The sequence below is a fragment of the Neobacillus sp. Soil_C_43 genome (assembly GCF_057656715.1).
Genome location: NZ_JBDGJV010000001.1, coordinates 873453 through 889640, shown reverse-complemented (window position 1 = coordinate 889640; position 16188 = coordinate 873453). Strand labels below are relative to the sequence as shown.

Annotated in this window: 16 protein-coding genes and 1 riboswitch; of the genes, 9 read left to right on the top strand and 7 right to left on the bottom strand. The window is 40.0% G+C overall.

The window, feature by feature from the left end; all coding sequences use genetic code 11:
- Nucleotides 1-103 precede the first annotated feature (103 nt).
- Nucleotides 104-577 (top strand): RNA deprotection pyrophosphohydrolase, encoded by a 474-nt coding sequence (gene ytkD, locus AC3A54_RS04595; protein ID WP_487653469.1) that lies wholly within the window; start codon nucleotides 104-106, stop codon nucleotides 575-577.
- Between the two features lie 21 nt (nucleotides 578-598).
- On the opposite strand, the gene AC3A54_RS04590 is transcribed toward ytkD, so the two are convergent.
- Genes AC3A54_RS04590 through AC3A54_RS04580 form a run of 3 tightly spaced genes read right to left on the bottom strand, consistent with a single transcriptional unit; the run spans nucleotide 599 to nucleotide 3200 of the window.
- Nucleotides 599-1405, bottom strand: coding sequence for an ABC transporter permease (locus AC3A54_RS04590; protein ID WP_487653468.1), 807 nt, complete (start codon nucleotides 1403-1405; stop codon nucleotides 599-601).
- The gene (locus tag AC3A54_RS04585) at nucleotides 1386-2162 is read right to left on the bottom strand and encodes an ABC transporter ATP-binding protein (protein WP_487653467.1); all 777 of its coding nucleotides are present in this window, start codon (nucleotides 2160-2162) and stop codon (nucleotides 1386-1388) included. Before AC3A54_RS04585 ends, AC3A54_RS04590 begins: the two co-directional genes overlap by 20 nt.
- A gap of 21 nt (nucleotides 2163-2183) precedes the next feature.
- Complete coding sequence (locus AC3A54_RS04580) at nucleotides 2184-3200, bottom strand: ABC transporter substrate-binding protein (protein ID WP_335544168.1); 1017 nt, start codon at nucleotides 3198-3200, stop codon at nucleotides 2184-2186.
- Nucleotides 3201-3317: 117 nt separating this feature from the next.
- Between AC3A54_RS04580 and AC3A54_RS04575 the strand changes: the two genes are divergently transcribed.
- From AC3A54_RS04575 to AC3A54_RS04560, 4 genes are all read left to right on the top strand, one after another.
- Nucleotides 3318-4112, top strand: coding sequence for an alpha/beta hydrolase family protein (locus AC3A54_RS04575; RefSeq protein WP_487653466.1), 795 nt, complete (start codon nucleotides 3318-3320; stop codon nucleotides 4110-4112).
- Between the two features lie 37 nt (nucleotides 4113-4149).
- On the top strand, nucleotides 4150-4392 hold the full coding sequence (locus AC3A54_RS04570) for a DUF2584 domain-containing protein (protein WP_335544166.1): 243 nt from the start codon (nucleotides 4150-4152) through the stop codon (nucleotides 4390-4392).
- A 113-nt stretch (nucleotides 4393-4505) separates the two neighbouring features.
- Complete coding sequence (locus AC3A54_RS04565) at nucleotides 4506-5030, top strand: RNA polymerase sigma factor (protein WP_487653465.1); 525 nt, start codon at nucleotides 4506-4508, stop codon at nucleotides 5028-5030.
- Complete coding sequence (locus AC3A54_RS04560) at nucleotides 5011-5973, top strand: hypothetical protein (RefSeq protein ID WP_487653464.1); 963 nt, start codon at nucleotides 5011-5013, stop codon at nucleotides 5971-5973. Before AC3A54_RS04565 ends, AC3A54_RS04560 begins: the two co-directional genes overlap by 20 nt.
- Nucleotides 5974-5989: 16 nt before the next feature.
- On the opposite strand, the gene pckA is transcribed toward AC3A54_RS04560, so the two are convergent.
- The gene (gene pckA / locus AC3A54_RS04555; RefSeq protein WP_487653463.1) at nucleotides 5990-7576 is read right to left on the bottom strand and encodes a phosphoenolpyruvate carboxykinase (ATP); all 1587 of its coding nucleotides are present in this window, start codon (nucleotides 7574-7576) and stop codon (nucleotides 5990-5992) included.
- A 185-nt stretch (nucleotides 7577-7761) separates the two neighbouring features.
- A riboswitch (SAM riboswitch) is annotated at nucleotides 7762-7907 on the top strand.
- 275 nt (nucleotides 7908-8182) lie between these two features.
- On the opposite strand from pckA, the gene metK reads away from it, so the two are divergent.
- Both metK and asnB read left to right on the top strand, forming a co-directional pair.
- Entirely contained in the window at nucleotides 8183-9385 is a 1203-nt protein-coding gene (gene metK, locus AC3A54_RS04550; protein ID WP_308082824.1) for a methionine adenosyltransferase, read from the top strand.
- Between the two features lie 448 nt (nucleotides 9386-9833).
- Nucleotides 9834-11738: an asparagine synthase (glutamine-hydrolyzing) gene (asnB, locus tag AC3A54_RS04545; RefSeq protein ID WP_335544161.1), complete on the top strand. Its 1905-nt coding sequence runs from the start codon at nucleotides 9834-9836 to the stop codon at nucleotides 11736-11738.
- A gap of 244 nt (nucleotides 11739-11982) precedes the next feature.
- Here the strand turns inward: asnB and AC3A54_RS04540 are convergent, their stop codons facing one another.
- Nucleotides 11983-12495, bottom strand: a complete 513-nt coding sequence (locus AC3A54_RS04540) for a gamma carbonic anhydrase (RefSeq protein WP_335544160.1) — start codon at nucleotides 12493-12495, stop codon at nucleotides 11983-11985.
- Between the two features lie 139 nt (nucleotides 12496-12634).
- On the opposite strand from AC3A54_RS04540, the gene AC3A54_RS04535 reads away from it, so the two are divergent.
- Nucleotides 12635-13438 (top strand): lysophospholipase, encoded by an 804-nt coding sequence (locus tag AC3A54_RS04535; RefSeq protein ID WP_487653462.1) that lies wholly within the window; start codon nucleotides 12635-12637, stop codon nucleotides 13436-13438.
- An 18-nt stretch (nucleotides 13439-13456) separates the two neighbouring features.
- On the top strand, nucleotides 13457-14539 hold the full coding sequence (locus tag AC3A54_RS04530; RefSeq protein ID WP_487653461.1) for a tetraprenyl-beta-curcumene synthase family protein: 1083 nt from the start codon (nucleotides 13457-13459) through the stop codon (nucleotides 14537-14539).
- A 25-nt stretch (nucleotides 14540-14564) separates the two neighbouring features.
- Here the strand turns inward: AC3A54_RS04530 and mnmM are convergent, their stop codons facing one another.
- Complete coding sequence (mnmM, locus tag AC3A54_RS04525) at nucleotides 14565-15137, bottom strand: tRNA 5-(aminomethyl)-2-thiouridylate-methyltransferase MnmM (RefSeq protein WP_487653460.1); 573 nt, start codon at nucleotides 15135-15137, stop codon at nucleotides 14565-14567.
- Nucleotides 15138-15140: 3 nt separating this feature from the next.
- On the bottom strand, nucleotides 15141-16100 hold the full coding sequence (gene mnmL / locus AC3A54_RS04520; protein ID WP_487653459.1) for a tRNA modification radical SAM protein MnmL/YtqA: 960 nt from the start codon (nucleotides 16098-16100) through the stop codon (nucleotides 15141-15143).
- Between the last annotated feature and the right edge of the window lie 88 nt (nucleotides 16101-16188).

Sequence of the window (16188 nt, the reverse complement as noted above, 5' to 3'; positions counted from 1 at the left end):
CAAGCGCCGAGGAGGCTCGCCGAAACGCCCACGGAAAGCGAAGAGCCTGGAGCGGAAATCAACAGGCAATTTTAACAGAGCAAAAAAATAGGGCGGTATTTTAATGATACAGTTTTTCGATCAGAATAGAAATAAAGTAGAACTTGATTTCAAACAAAAGGCCTTTGAAGAAGAGGCCAAACATGTACTGGTTATTTGCCAACAAGGGAACAAGTGGATTTTAACGAATCATAAAAAAAGGGGCTTAGAATTTCCTGGAGGAAAAGTAGAACCCTTTGAAACCCTTGAAGAAGCAGCAAGAAGAGAAACATTTGAAGAAACAGGAGCTATTCTGGGACAACTACAATTTGTTGCAGAGTACAAAGTGAGCGATCAAAGCAGTGCATTTGTTAAAGCGGTTTTTTGGGGACAAGTAAAAGAAATGGATAGGACAAACAACTATCATGAAACAAATGGGCCTGTCATGCTCGAGGGTAATGTATTGGAATTAAGAATGGGAAATCAGTTTAGTTTTATCATGAAGGATCAAGTCATTGAAGAATGTATCCGTCATATTAAGCAAAAACCAAAAGAATAGTGGAAGCTTCTTCGCAATCCACTACTCTTTAATTAGTTTCTTTTCAAGCAATTCAACCAGCTGATACATAATCGTGGCAACTACAGCTATAACTAAAAGTGATAAGAATACGAGTGTAAAATTAAATACTTGGAAACCGTAGATAATCATGTATCCAAGTCCACGGGAAGAAACAAGAAATTCACCAACAATAACACCTACCCAGGATAGACCGACATTTACTTTTAAAGTAGAAATCATCGTCGGAAAACTTGCAGGTAAAATGGCTTCCTTAAAGCACTGAAGGCGTGATGCCCCGAAAGTTTGCAATACTTTTAAGTAGTTGGGGTCCACCTCCTTAAAGGACGTATACACAACAATCGTGGTAATGATGATAGAGATGATTGCACCCATGGCAATAATAGAAGGGTACCCAGGGCTCAAGGCTACAATTAATATCGGGCCTAGTGCTACTTTTGGCATAGCATTTAAAATGACCAAATAGGGATCGAGGATCTTTTGTATCCTAGGTGACCACCAGAGGACGGCAGCCAGTACAACTCCCAATAGAGTTCCAATAATAAATCCACAAATGGTCTCTGTTAAGGTGACACCTAGATTGGATACGAGGGACCCATCTTTGATTTTATCTAAAAATAGGTGCCAAATTTTTGAGGGAGAACTAAAAATTAACGGATCAATCCACTGCTTCTGACTGGCTAGTTCCCAAGTAGAAAAAAAGGCGATAAAAATGACAGCCTGATAAAATCGGATCCATCTTTGTTCAATTTTTAAAGAATGAATGTACTTTTTATGGAGGAGTTCTACCTTATTCTTGTTCTGGTTCAAGGGATTCCAACTCCTTCCATATCATTTGAAAGATATCTGAATACAATTCATGATTCCTTGCTTCAAAGGGTGACAGCCTTTTTAACTCCTTAGGCATTTCAAACGTCTTGTGAATTCTTCCAGGACTTGGTGAGAGCAAATAGACACGATCACTCATTGCAATGGCTTCGCCAATATCATGGGTAACAAGAATGGCTGTTTTACCAAAGGTTTCTAAAGTTTGGGACACAAGATCCTCAAGTTTGAGTTTGGTTTGATAATCTAGGGCAGAAAAGGGTTCATCAAGCATAAGCAATTTGGGTTGTGTCGCTAGTGTCCGTACAAGAGCGACCCTTTGACGCATACCGCCAGATAATTGCTTAGGAAGTTGTTTTTCTACTCCGCTTAAGCCAATTTGGTTGAGTAAGTCTAGGGCGTTTTCTCTAGTTTCTTTAATTAATTGATTGGATAATTTCAATCCAATTAAAATATTTTCTTCTATCGTTTTCCAAGGAAACAGGTAATCCTGCTGTAGCATGTATCCAATCTCATTTTTAGATGTAGAAACGGGCTGACCTTCTAACAATATCGTTCCTTTTGTCGGTTTAAGTAAGCTGGATATGATCGATAGCAAGGTGGTTTTTCCACAGCCACTAGGGCCGAGGAGGGAGATAAATTCTCCTTCCTCAACTGTTAGTGAAATATCGGAGAGGGCCGTGGTGGCATTGGCTTTGGTAAAATATATGTGCTGGACATCTTGAACGGTTAAAAAACTCATGTGGACGGCCTCCCTTTCCTTTTATTTTTTGATTATTTTTGATGCGATTTCCGTATTTACTAGGGTTTTATGATCCACCTCTTTTGGAAGCTCACCGGCTTCGTTCATAATGTTTTGGAGATTGTTCCATTCTTCTTCGTCTAGGATAGGATCAGTGGCAAAGGAGCCTTGGCTCTTATAACGGTCAACAACGGTTTTCATAATCTCAAAATCTGTGTCAGGGAAGTATGGTTCGACAGCCTTAGCAATTTCTTCGGCACTGTGGGATTCTACCCATTGCTGTGCTTTGTAAATGGCTCTCGTGAATTTTTCAACAGTACTCTTATGTTCTTTCAAGTAGCTTTCTTTGGTCATGAATGTTGTATAAGGGACATGGCCAGATTCTTCACCGAAGGAAGCGACAATGTGACCTTTACCCTCTTTTTCAAAAATGCTCGCCGTTGGTTCAAATAGCTGAACGAACTCTCCTGTGCCAGAGGCAAAAGCATTAGCAATATTGGCAAAATCGATGTTTTGGATGAGATTTAAATCCTTTTGTGGATCAATTCCATGTTTTTTAAGAACAAACTCGCCAACCATCTGTGGCATGCCACCTTTGCGCTGTCCTAAGAAGGTTTTTCCTTTTAGTAGATCCCAAGAGAAATTGTCAATTTTGTCTCTTGAAACAAGGAAAGTGCCATCTGTCTGGGTAAGTTGGGCAAAATTGATTACTGGGTCATTAGCCCCTTGAGCGTAGACATAAATGGATGTTTCCGAGCCGACTAGTGCAATATCTGCCCCTCCAGAAAGTAAGGCCGTCATCGTCTTGTCACCGCCAGCTGTCGTTGCTAGTGTCACGTCTAAACCTTCCTCTTTGAAAAATCCTTTTGCTAAGGCCACATACTGAGGAGCGTAGAAAATGGAACGTGTCACCTCTGCAATACGCACCTTTTCTAGTTTCTTTGGTTCGTTCGAGGAATCATTATTACAAGCCGCTAATGAAATCATAAGTATACCGATAAGAAGAAAGGAGAAACTGAATCTTAACCATTTTTTCATACAAAAGAACCTCCTTATTTCCGTAAAAGAATCTGGGCTAATTGCCTAAGATATCGTATGAGGTTGAGAAAAATGTGTGAATGCCTAGGAACAAATAATTTTTAGGGAAGAATTGAAATGAACAATGACAATAATGGAAAAATACTTGAGAGCTACCGCTTTCCATCTCCAAATCCAAAAGTGGAATTAAGGGTGATTACCTACCAATCTGGTAGTTTACGCGTAAAAGGGATGCTGGCAGAGCCGATTGAAGAAGGATTATATGATGGACTGCTTTATTTACGTGGAGGAATAAAAAATGTGGGTAAAGTAAGGCCTGCCCGGATTGCTCAGTTTGCGGCTGAAGGTTTTATCGTTTTTGCACCTTTTTATCGTGGGAATCAGGGCGGTGAAGGGAATGAAGATTTTGCAGGGGAAGACCGGGAAGATGCTTTTTCTGCTTTTTCACTGTTACACTCACTACCTAGAGTCCGTCAAATCCATATATTTGGTTTTTCACGAGGCGGTGTTATGGCCCTGATGACTGGCATAAACTTTCCAGAGGCAGCATCCGTAGTCACCTGGGGTGGGGTTAGTGATATGTCATTAACTTATATGGAGCGGCTAGATTTACGAAAAATGATGAAACGAGTTATTGGTGGGACTCCTGAAAAATATCCTGAACGTTATCAGGAAAGGACTCCTCTTTACCAATTGGAACAACTTACGGCTCCAGTACTAATCATTCACGGTGTGAACGATCACAACGTCTCCGTTGAGCACTCCTATCGATTAGAGAGGCGGCTTAGGGTCTTAAACAAAGCAGTCGAATGTTGGTATTTTGATGAGTTTACACACTATTTTCCACCTGCAATAAATAGAAAAGTCGTGGAAGATGCCACAAAGTGGATGAAAAGGCAAGGCAAAAGATGATAAAATACAATTAATACAAGCAGAGGAGCGGATTGCTATGGGTATGCCCCTTGAGTTAAATACGATGATTGTAACAAAAGGTAGAGAGAAAAGGGTAGAGGAAAATCTTTTCGTAATGGAAAAAGAAGGCTATAGGCTCTATCCGATTGACATTCCCATTGATGTGAGAAAAACGATGGACAGCGATTCAAGCGGGACAGCTTTAATTAAAAAAGTGGAGTGGCAGCAGGGAAATACCACTATTACATATCAATTAGTTTCGTTAAACTCAACGAATTAAGCGGGTAAAAAGTTACCTGCTTTTTTTTATTTGAAAAAAGTGTAAGAAAAGATTGGAAGATACGTCTAATAAGTAGTTACTATCAATGGTAGACAGAGAAAGGGGGAATTTGGTTGGAACGGGCCCATCAAATAGAGAAATGGTTCATCGATTACGAAAAGGATGTCACAAATTATCTTGTTTATTATACCGGTACCACCGATGTCGAGGACTTGGTCCAAGAGACATTCTTGCGGGCGATTAGAGCTATAAACCGTTTTAAAAATGAATCCAGTCCCAAAACATGGCTGATCTCCATAGCGCGGAATACGGCTATTGATTTTTACCGAAAGAAGTCGGGCTGGAACAGATTGAAACAATTGATAAATCTCGAATCACCCAAACTTCAGGAACAAGGGGCTGAAGAGAAGGTCGTTAAAAAAATGGAATATACCCATTTATATGAGGCGATTAATGCGCTAAAACCCCACTATCGAGATATCATCCTACTTAGGGGAATTAGTGAGTTGTCTTCACAAGAAGCGGGGCAGGTTCTTGGGTGGTCAGAAAATAAAGTGAACGTAACGTTTTACCGAGCTGTCAAAAAACTAAATGAGCGACTTAAGGAGGGGGAGCAATTTGAGTCAATTATCGGATAAAGAACTACTTAAAGTGATGGCGGATTTCCCTAAACATGAGTTAAACACGAGGCAGAGGACAGAAATGTTAAAAGTTCTTGGTGAGTCTGGCAGTCGTAAACAGCGCAACCCTATTAATTTTCAAAGATTTGCTGCATTGGCTGCTGTGTTTGTCCTGATTCTAATTGCCCCGATTCTTTATTTTTCAAGTAGTAAGGAAAACGATGCTATTCGAACAGGTTCGAAAGGGGAAACGACTAAGCGTGTAGAGCAGGGAGATTTCTTTGCCCTGATGGATAAGAATGGTGCACATTATGTAGACAGCAATTTCGGCATTCCTAATAAAGTCAGTTTGTTGGCGCCAACGGAATGGATTGCGAAAGATAAGCGCTCTGTGTCAAAAATCATGATTTATTTATGGGGAGATTACGAGAAGGATTTTGCCAATAAACCACTTAAAGTAGATGCTGTCCATGTGAAAACAGGTGTAAAGGAACATCTAGCAACAACTGTGATATCTGGTGGCAAATATGGGTCTGATGGCCATGCCATGACAAGTTTTGAGCCATTTACTTTATCTGGTGTATACAACCTTACCTTTACTGCTGGAAATAAAAAGGTAGGTACATTCTCCATTTATGTGAAGGAACCTTATATTAAAATAGGGAATTCTACCTTAATGATATCCCAAGAAGATTTATACGCTGGTTTTTATGAGGATGCTGTGATTGAAGTTGAAGGTGACAATCTTCCAACTGAAATTGAACTAGAGTTATTTCAAATAGAAAATGCTGAAGTGACTACCTTTACATTTAAAGACAAAACAGACTACACAACAACTGACGGTAGAAAGGTTTCATTATATACAGGTGATTTTCAAATTAAAAAGAGCGGCAAATACCGATTTAGCGTGTTAAAACATTCGGAGGCTGTAGAAGTTAGAAAGCCCATATCAAATGAATGATATGGGCTTTTCCTATTTAGGCAATTGGACCGCCTTTTTCTTCAATTTCAACGGATACATCCGTGAATTTTCTGAAGTTTTCGCGGAACTTTGCTGCAAGTTCTTTTGCTTTCTTTTCATATGCATCTGAGTCTGACCAAGTTTTACTTGGCTGTAACACTTCATCAGGAACACCCGCAATATGAAGTGGAATATTTAATCCGAAGATTTCATCTTTCGTTGTCTCAACATGGTTTAATTCCCCTTCAAGTGCCGCTTGAATCATGGCTCTTGTGTAAGCGAGCTTCATTCTGCTTCCAACTCCATATTCTCCGCCAGTCCAGCCTGTATTCACAAGGAATACGTTCGCATTATGCTCAAGAATTTTTTCACCGAGCATATCCGCATAGCGAGTAGCAGGAAGTGGTAAAAATGGTGCACCAAAGCAGGTTGAGAACGTTGCCTCAGGAGAGGTTACACCACGTTCCGTGCCGGCAAGCTTAGACGTATACCCACTTAAAAAGTGATACATAGCCTGTTCTTTTGTTAATTTTGAGATAGGAGGTAACACCCCGAACGCGTCTGCTGTTAAGAAGACAATCGTATTCGGGTGCCCTGCAATACTTGGTTTGGCAATATTATCAATGGCATCGATTGGATATGCTGCCCTAGTATTCTCTGTTAACGTTCCGTCATCATAATCAGGGACCCGCGATTCTAGGTTAAGCGTTACATTTTCAAGAACAGTTCCAAACCGAATAGCATCAAATATTTGTGGTTCTTTTTCCCTGGAAAGATTAATGCATTTCGCATAGCACCCTCCCTCGATATTAAAGACACCGTTAGAGGACCAGCCGTGCTCATCATCACCAATCAAACGGCGATTTGGATCGGCGGATAAAGTAGTTTTCCCTGTTCCTGATAGACCAAAGAATAGAGCGACATCTCCCTCAATTCCTACATTCGCAGAACAGTGCATGGAGAAAATATTGTTTTCCGGTAATAAATAATTCATTACGGAAAAAATGGACTTTTTCATTTCACCTGCATATTCAGTTCCACCGATGAGAACAATGCGGCGTTCAAATGAGATGATGATAAAGGTTTCTGAATTGGTTCCGTCGACCTTAGGATCTGCCTTAAAATTAGGTGCTGAAATCACCGTAAATCCTGGGTCATGTGAAAGCAGTTCATCCTCTGATGGACGTATAAATAGTTGATGAACAAAAAGATTGTGCCAGGCAAATTCATTCACTACTTGAATAGGTAAGCGGGATTTTTTATCTGCTCCTGCAAATCCTTTAAAAACAAAAATATCTTCTTGTTGTTTTAAATAATTTAGGACTTTTTGATAAAGTTTCGTAAATATTTCTTCAGATATAGGTTGATTCAACGAACCCCAAGCAATCTTATCCTTTGTGGACTCTTCCATCACAACGAATTTATCTTGAGGTGAGCGGCCTGTATATTTACCAGTTGAAACGCTTACAGCGCCAGTCGAAGTTAAAGAACCTTCGTTACGACATAAGATCTTTTCTACTAACTGGGGAACTGATAATTGCACGTGGACATTACTTTCTGATAACATTTGTTTTAAGTCATTGGGAATATGAACAGAATTCATCTACTGCAACCTTCCTTTTTCCATGTTTTTAATGGTAATAATTTAATAAAAAGTATAACACATTTATTCAAATAATCTATACTAATTAATGAAAAATAGGTTGTATGGATTAAATTTAAATTTCTTGAAAAATGCATTGACATTGTTCGACAGTGTAGGTTATTATTTACCCTTGAACGGATACTCTCTTATCCCGAGCTGGTGGAGGGACAGGCCCAATGAAACCCAGCAACCTGCAAACGAAAGCAAGATAGTAGTAGGTTTTCTTCTATTATTATTTTCGGGCAAAGGTGCTAAACCTGAAGCAAGGCCTAGCCTTGAACGATAAGAGTGAAAGGCGCGCAAAACTTTTGCTATCAACCTTTCCTCAGAGATGGAAAGGTTTTTTGTTTGCAAATGATTTCGTGCTATATAATCGCTTCTATTTATTCCATCGTTAGAATTTTCTATGGGGTTATTGCAGAATATTGTTTAATTAATAAAAACCCTGTATTTATTTCATACTACTAAGGGAATGAGTTCCGTATCAATCCGAGGTTAAACGGCAAGGTCATTACATACCCACACAGATAACCTCACTTATCTCACTATATAGGAGGAATTCAGATGTCAACAAAACGTCGTTTGTTCACTTCTGAATCAGTAACTGAAGGTCATCCCGATAAGATCTGTGACCAAATTTCTGATTCCATTTTAGATGCTATTTTAGCAAAAGATGCTAATGCACGTGTTGCTGCTGAAACTTCAGTTACAACTGGTTTAGTTTTGGTTGCTGGCGAGATTACTACTTCAACTTACGTGGACATTCCAAAAATTGTTCGTGAAACAATTAAAAGCATTGGTTACAATCGTGCAAAATACGGATTTGACTCCGAAACATGTGCAGTTTTAACTTCTATCGATGAACAGTCTCCTGACATCGCGATGGGTGTTGACCAAGCGCTTGAAGCTCGTGAAGGCCAAATGTCAGATGAGCAAATTGAAGCAATTGGTGCAGGCGACCAAGGTTTAATGTTTGGTTTCGCATGTAATGAAACAAAGGAGCTTATGCCGCTTCCAATTTCCCTTGCGCACAAGCTTGCACGCCGTTTAACAGAAGTTCGTAAAGAAGAGCTCCTTCCTTACCTACGTCCGGATGGAAAGACACAAGTAACAGTTGAATATGATGAGAACGATAAACCAGTTCGTATTGATACAATCGTTATTTCTACTCAACACCACCCTGAAGTTACATTAGAACAGATTCAACGTAATCTGAAAGAGTATGTGATCAATCCGGTTGTTCCACAAGAATTAATCGATGAAAATACAAAATACTTCATTAACCCAACAGGCCGTTTCGTTATCGGCGGACCTCAAGGGGATGCTGGTTTAACAGGACGTAAAATCATTGTTGATACTTACGGTGGCTATGCACGTCACGGCGGTGGCGCATTCTCTGGTAAGGATCCTACAAAGGTTGACCGTTCTGCCGCTTATGCAGCACGTTATGTAGCAAAGAATATTGTTGCTGCAGGACTTGCTGAGAAGTGTGAAGTTCAACTTGCTTACGCAATCGGTGTAGCAAGACCGGTTTCCATTTCTGTTGATACGTTTGGCACTGGCAAAGTAAGTGAAGATGTATTAGTTGATTTAGTAGAACAAAACTTTGATCTACGCCCAGCTGGTATCATTAACATGTTGAACCTTCGCCGTCCTATCTACAAGCAGACAGCAGCTTACGGACATTTTGGCCGTACAGATGTGGATCTTCCTTGGGAGCGTACAGACAAAGCAGACACATTAAAAGAACAAGCAGCAAATCACTAAAAATCATTCGCCCTCAAGCGAATACCCTAATAGAAGGGAGTTGCATTTTAAATGTAACTCTCTTTTTCTTTTTTCGTCTAAATGGTTGGTACGTAATTGATTATTGGAATAAAATGTTTAAGTAGGTCTAAAGAAGTGAAAAATGATGGTATGAAAATTACCTATAAGTTCACAGTGTTATTTTAATAAAAAAGTGGTAGTATTATAGAGATGTTTTTTAGGCTGTGTTAAAGAACAGTGTTGATTTTTACACCCTGTTGATTGGAGCGGAAGGCACGAAGACTCCTGTGGGAGTATGGTTCAGGGGAGACCCCGCAGGCGCTAGCGCCGAGGAGGCTCGCCGAAACACCCACGAACCGCTTGTGCCTGGAGCGGAAATCAACAGTCAAGTTTAAGAGCCTTTTATAAAAGAAATGTTTAATTTAGATTGGAGTAGGTGAGGTACATAATGTGTGGTTTTATCGGTTGTGTACACGACAAAACACAAAACTTTAGTGATGAACAAAAACAACTATTTAAAAATATGAACGATATCATTACCCATCGTGGACCAGATGATGATGGTTTTTATTATGACGAACATATTCAATTTGGATTTCGCCGCTTAAGTATTATTGATATTGAGAGTGGACATCAGCCATTAACATATGAAAACGAACGTTACTGGATTATTTTTAATGGTGAAGTCTATAACTATGTCGAGCTTCGTGAGGAATTGGTAAAAGAAGGCCTTTCGTTTGCAACGAGCTCTGATACTGAGGTTATTATTGCCTTATACAGTCATTTAAAAGAGAAAGCAGTGGAAAAGCTGCGTGGAATGTTTGCTTTTGTCATTTGGGATAAACAAGAGCAAAGATTATTTGGTGCCCGTGATCCGTTCGGTATCAAACCATTCTTTTATTTAGAAGACGGTGAGAAGACCTTCTTTGCTTCAGAAAAGAAAAGTATCTTGCTTGCACTTGAAAATGATGTTTTAGACTATGATTCTCTTCAGCATTATTTAACGTATCAATTTGTTCCTGAACCCAATACCTTGTCAGAAGGGATTAAAAAGCTTGAGCCTGGTCATTATTTCACAAAAAAAATTGGCTCACCAATGGAAATCAAGCGCTATTGGAAGGCACATTTTAGTCCTGTTCAAAAATCTGAGAGTGACTTTACAAAAGAAATTCGTGATATTTTATTCGATTCAGTCGAAAAGCATATGCGTAGTGATGTACCAGTAGGTTCCTTCCTATCTGGTGGAATCGATTCGTCTATAATTGCTTCTATTGCGAAAGAGTTTCATCCTGCCATCAAAACCTTCTCTGTTGGTTTTGAACACAATGGCTTCAGTGAAATTGATGTGGCAAAAGAAACAGCGGAGAAACTGGGTGTAGAAAATATCAGCTATGTGATTACTCCTGATGAATATATGAATGAAATTCCAAAAATTATGTGGCATATGGATGACCCCCTAGCTGATCCTGCCTGCGTACCACTTTACTTTGTTGCTCGCGAAGCTAGAAAACACGTAACCGTTGTTCTCTCAGGTGAGGGCGCTGATGAATTATTTGGCGGCTATAACATCTACCGTGAGCCACAAGATTTAGAGATTTTTAACAAAATTCCTCGAGTAGGGAAAGTCCTTCTCAAAGGAATTGCCAATATGATGCCAGAAGGAACTAAAGGAAAGAGCTTCATTGAGCGTGGTGTAACTCCTATGGAAGAGCGTTACATCGGAAATGCCAAGATGTTCACCGAAGAAGAAAAACGTGATTTATTGAATGTGTACCATGAAGGACTAAAGTATACAGACATTACTAATCCTCTTTATGCGGAATCGAGAGGCTATGATCCAGTGGATCGAATGCAGTATATTGATATCCATACATGGATGCGCGGCGATATTCTTCTAAAAGCGGACAAAATGACTATGGCTCATTCGTTAGAGCTTCGTGTCCCTTTCTTAGATAAGGCCGTTTTTGAAGTGGCATCTAAAATTCCGACAAGCTTGAAAACTGCTAATGGCACAACGAAGTATATCTTGCGCAAGGCAGCTGAAGGTGTTGTTCCAGAGCATGTTCTTAACCGTAAGAAGCTTGGATTCCCTGTTCCAATTCGTCATTGGCTAAAAAATGAGATGAACGATTGGGCGAAAAAAATAATCCGTGAAAGTAATACGGATCATTTAATCAATAAAACGTATGTATTGCAATTGCTTGAAGACCACTGTCAAGGTAAGGCGGACAACAGCCGTAAGATTTGGACGGTTCTTATGTTCATGGTGTGGCATCAAGTGTACGTTGAAGATGTTTATTCTTTTCAACGTGACTTTGCACAGAAAAAAGTATTAGAATCACTAAAACATTAATATTTAGAGGCTGACTCTTGAGCATCGAGTCAGCCTCTTTTTATTTTTAGGCTCTGTTAAACTTGCCTGTTGATTTCCGCTCCAGGCACTTCGCTTTCCGTGGGTGTTTCGGCGAGCCTCCTCGGCGCTTGCGCCTGCGGGGTCTCCCCTGAACCATACTCCCACAGGAGTCTTCGTGCCTTCCGCTCCAATCAACAGGGTGTAAATATCAACACTGTTCTTTAACGCAGCCTATTTTTAAAATTTATGATTGAAGTGACTTATAATATTGGGCCTTTTCTGCATATTCTGTATAGATTCTTGTCATATCTTTTATATCTTCTTCTGTTAATTCTCTAATAACTTTTGCTGGTCTGCCAAATGCTAAGGTATTAGGTGGAATTATTTTACCTTGAGGAACAAGGCTGCCTGCACCTATAAAGGCACCTTCACCAATTTCCGCTTGATCGAGGATAATGGAGCCCATGCCAATTAAAGCTCGTTTTCTAATGATGCAGCTGTGAAGGATGACCTGATGACCGATGGTTACCTCATCTTCTAAAATTAGCGGGTTATTAGGGCTTTGGTGTAAGATAGAGTTATCTTGGATATTTACCTTATTACCAATTCGGGTGGGGGCAACATCCCCTCTAATCACTGAGTTAAACCAAACACTGGACTGCTCACCAATTTCAACATCACCAGTTATCGTTACATAATCGGCAATAAACGCGCTTTCAGCAATTAATGGATATTTATCTTTATAAGGGTAAATCATTCTGTTCGCTCCTTTTACAATGATATCTCTATTGTAGCGAATGCTCGAACAGAAATTCAAAAAATTCATCTTTTTTAATGACTATAGTAAAATAAACTTTTCAACAAATAGCAATTACATTTTTCTAGGGGGAAAATATATGTGGAAATGGGAAGCGGAAGGGGAGGCAAAAGCAGTCATCGTGATGGTTCATGGTGCAATGGAACATCACGGGCGATATGGCTGGCTGATTGAAATGTGGCGTTCATCGGGCTTTCATGTAATTATGGCCGATCTTCCCGGTCAGGGTATGACAACGAGGGCGAACCGTGGCCATATCGATTCCTTCGACGAATACATTTATGAGGTAAAGGATTGGATTCAGGCGGCTTACCGATATGATTTACCTGTATTTTTATTAGGACATAGTATGGGGGGATTAATTTCTATCCGTTTATTACAGGAAGAAAAGCTAAACATTGCTGGTGTCATTTTGTCATCACCATGTTTGGGCCTGGTTAAATCCCCATCTAAAGTTTTAGACATTCTATCTTACGGTTTGAATGTAGTATTCCCGTCTTTACGGATGAATTCAGGCTTAACCGTTCAAATGGCGACTAGAAATGAAGATGTTCGTGAAGCGGATTCCAATGATACCCTATACGTTACAAAAGTCTCTGTCAGATGGTATAGAGAGTTAGTTGCTGCCATGAAGCAGGCATTCTTGACTATGGATCAAACACAGGATATTCCCATGCTGGTGATGCAGGGTGGGGATGACTTGATTGTCAATAAGGCAACCGTTAAGGAATGGTTTAACCACGCCCCATTATCTGAAAAAAGATTTAAGGAATGGCCAAAATGCTATCATGAAATCTTTAATGAGCCAGAGCGGGAAGAAGTATTTGAATATGCCAAGGATTTTGTAAACAGTCAACTAAAAGCAATTGGCTATATCGTATAGAAAGGTGGATGTTTTTTCATGATGCCAATCACCCTCATGTCCAGGGTTTATCGCAAAGTACTTCCAGCAGTCCATCAAGAATTGGCCTATTGGAAAAGCCGAGCTGAGAAAATCCCGAATCCTGAACTAAGGACACAGGCCCTGGCAAGTATAGAGCATAAAACCTTCCACTGTGAAGGAGGAGCTATCCTTGCTCTAACTGCCAAAGAAGAATATAAAAAAGCAATAAAATTCATTGTGGCCTACCAAACGATTAGTGATTATTTAGATAATCTTTGTGACCGAAGTACGTCTCTTGATCCTATCGATTTTGCTGCCCTTCATGAGTCCATGTCAGATGCGCTGGTTTTACACGCTGAGGATAAAAACTACTACCGGTTCCGTGAAGACCAAGACGACGATAATTATTTGCATGATTTATCGGAAACCTGCCGTTCAGTATTACGGGAATTAAAACATTACGACAAGATCAAGGATTATCTACTTGAACTATGTCAGTATTATTGCGACCTACAAATAAATAAACATGTGGTTCAGGATGAACGTGTTCCACGCCTAGAAAAATGGTTTCATCATTACCAACAGCAACTTCCTGAAATGGAATGGTATGAATTCTCGGCATGTTCAGGTTCTACATTGGGGATCTTTTGTTTAGTCTCCTATGCCATGCGCGACGATTTTAAGACCAGCGATGCTGAGAACATTCGCAAAGGGTATTTCCCTTATATTCAAGGCTTACATATCTTGTTGGATTATTTTATTGATCAAGAAGAGGATATTGCCGGGGGTGACCTGAATTTTTGTGCTTACTATGAAAATCAGGAAACACTGTTTAATCGTTTAAACCATTTTGTTGTGGAAGCTGATAGGCACACAGAGTTTCTCCCTCATAAAAAATTCCACCAGCTAATCAATCGTGGTCTGCTAGGGATCTATTTATCAGATGAGAAAGTACGAAAGCAAAAAAATGTCCGTAAGCTGGCAAGAGGAATGATTAAATCTGGTGGGTGGGTTAGTTATTTCTTTTATTTTAATGGACTTGCCTATCGGTCGATTCAAAAATCTGTACCATCCTTTGTGATGAGATTGATGACAAAATAAAGAGGCGACTTTTGAGTCAGCCTCTTTAGCGTTTTTCAATAGCCACAATAAATGGCGGGTTATTTTGCTGATTGATGAATTGGTATTGGAGGACATGCGCCTTTTTTTGATCTAATTGCTGGCAGTAATGGAGCAAGGAATCCCGTTCTATTGCTCCTTCCACATGACCATGGTAAATAACAAGTACAATGATGCCTTCTGGAGTCATCATTTCTAATAATTGCTCAATTGCTGAAATGGTTGTTTCAGGACGGGTTACAATGGATTTATCGCTTCCTGGTAAATAGCCTAGGTTAAAAATAGCTCCAGTAACCTTACCATGATGGATAGTTGGGATGAGTCGGGAAATATTCTCATGACCTTCGTGAAAAAGCTCTACTCGTTCGGAAAGACCATGCTGTTGTATGCGATCTTTACTCGCAGCAATCGCCTCTTCCTGTACATCAAACCCGTACACTTTTCCACTATCTCCAACTAGACCTGCTAAAAAAACGGTATCATGGCCATTACCTAATGTGGCATCTATCACGATATCACCAGGTTTTACAGCTTTTTTAAGTAAGTTTCTGGCAAAAGGTAAAATACGATCCATCTTCATATTTTATTCCTCCGCCTGCCCGTGATAATACTTTCCTTGCCAGCTATCTCTCTTTTTTAACTCCGCATCAATGCTATTTAACACTTCCCACTTATTCACGCTCCACATTGGACCCACCATTAAGTCAATCGGACCGTCACCTGTGATACGGTGAACAATCATTTCCGGCGGTAAAATCTCCAATTGGTCACATACTAATTTTATATAATCTTCCTTGGAAAGAAACTCGAGCATTCCTTTTTCGTATTGCTTAACCATTGGTGTGCCTTTTAAAAGGTGAAGCAAGTGGATCTTAATCCCTTGTACATCAAGTTTTGCAACTTCACGTGCCGTTTCCATCATCATGTCATACGATTCAAGCGGCAGTCCATTTATAATATGGGAACAAATACGAATCCCGTGCTTCCTTAATTTATTAACGCCATCGATATAACATTGGAAATCATGGGCTCGATTTATAAGAGATGCAGTTCGTTCATGGACCGTTTGTAAACCAAGCTCCACCCACAAATAGGTTCTTTGATTTAATTCCGCTAAATATTCTACTACATCATCCGGGAGACAATCTGGACGAGTGGCGATTGACAAGCCAACGACACCCTCCTGCTGTAGTACTCTTTCAAATTTTTCACGGAGAACGGCAACGGGTGCGTGGGTGTTAGTGTAAGCCTGAAAATAGGCCATATACTTGCCGTCTTTCCATTTAGTGTGCATTTTCTCTTTGATGTCAATGAACTGTTTCTCAAGGTCATCCGCACGGTTTCCAGCGAAATCACCAGATCCAGAAGCACTACAAAAAGTACAACCGCCATGGGCAACGGTACCATCACGGTTTGGGCAGTCAAAGCCGCCGTCTAGTGCCACTTTAAATACCTTGTGCCCGAATTGGTTTCGCAGGTGGTAATTCCATGTATGGTATCGCTTATCATCAACAGCATAGGGAAAAGGTTTAGTCTGAATCATATCAGTAAACCTCCTTGTTAAAGAATTTCCACTCAATAAATTGAATAAGATAGAAAAATTTTATCATGAATGCTAGAGCATATCCAAT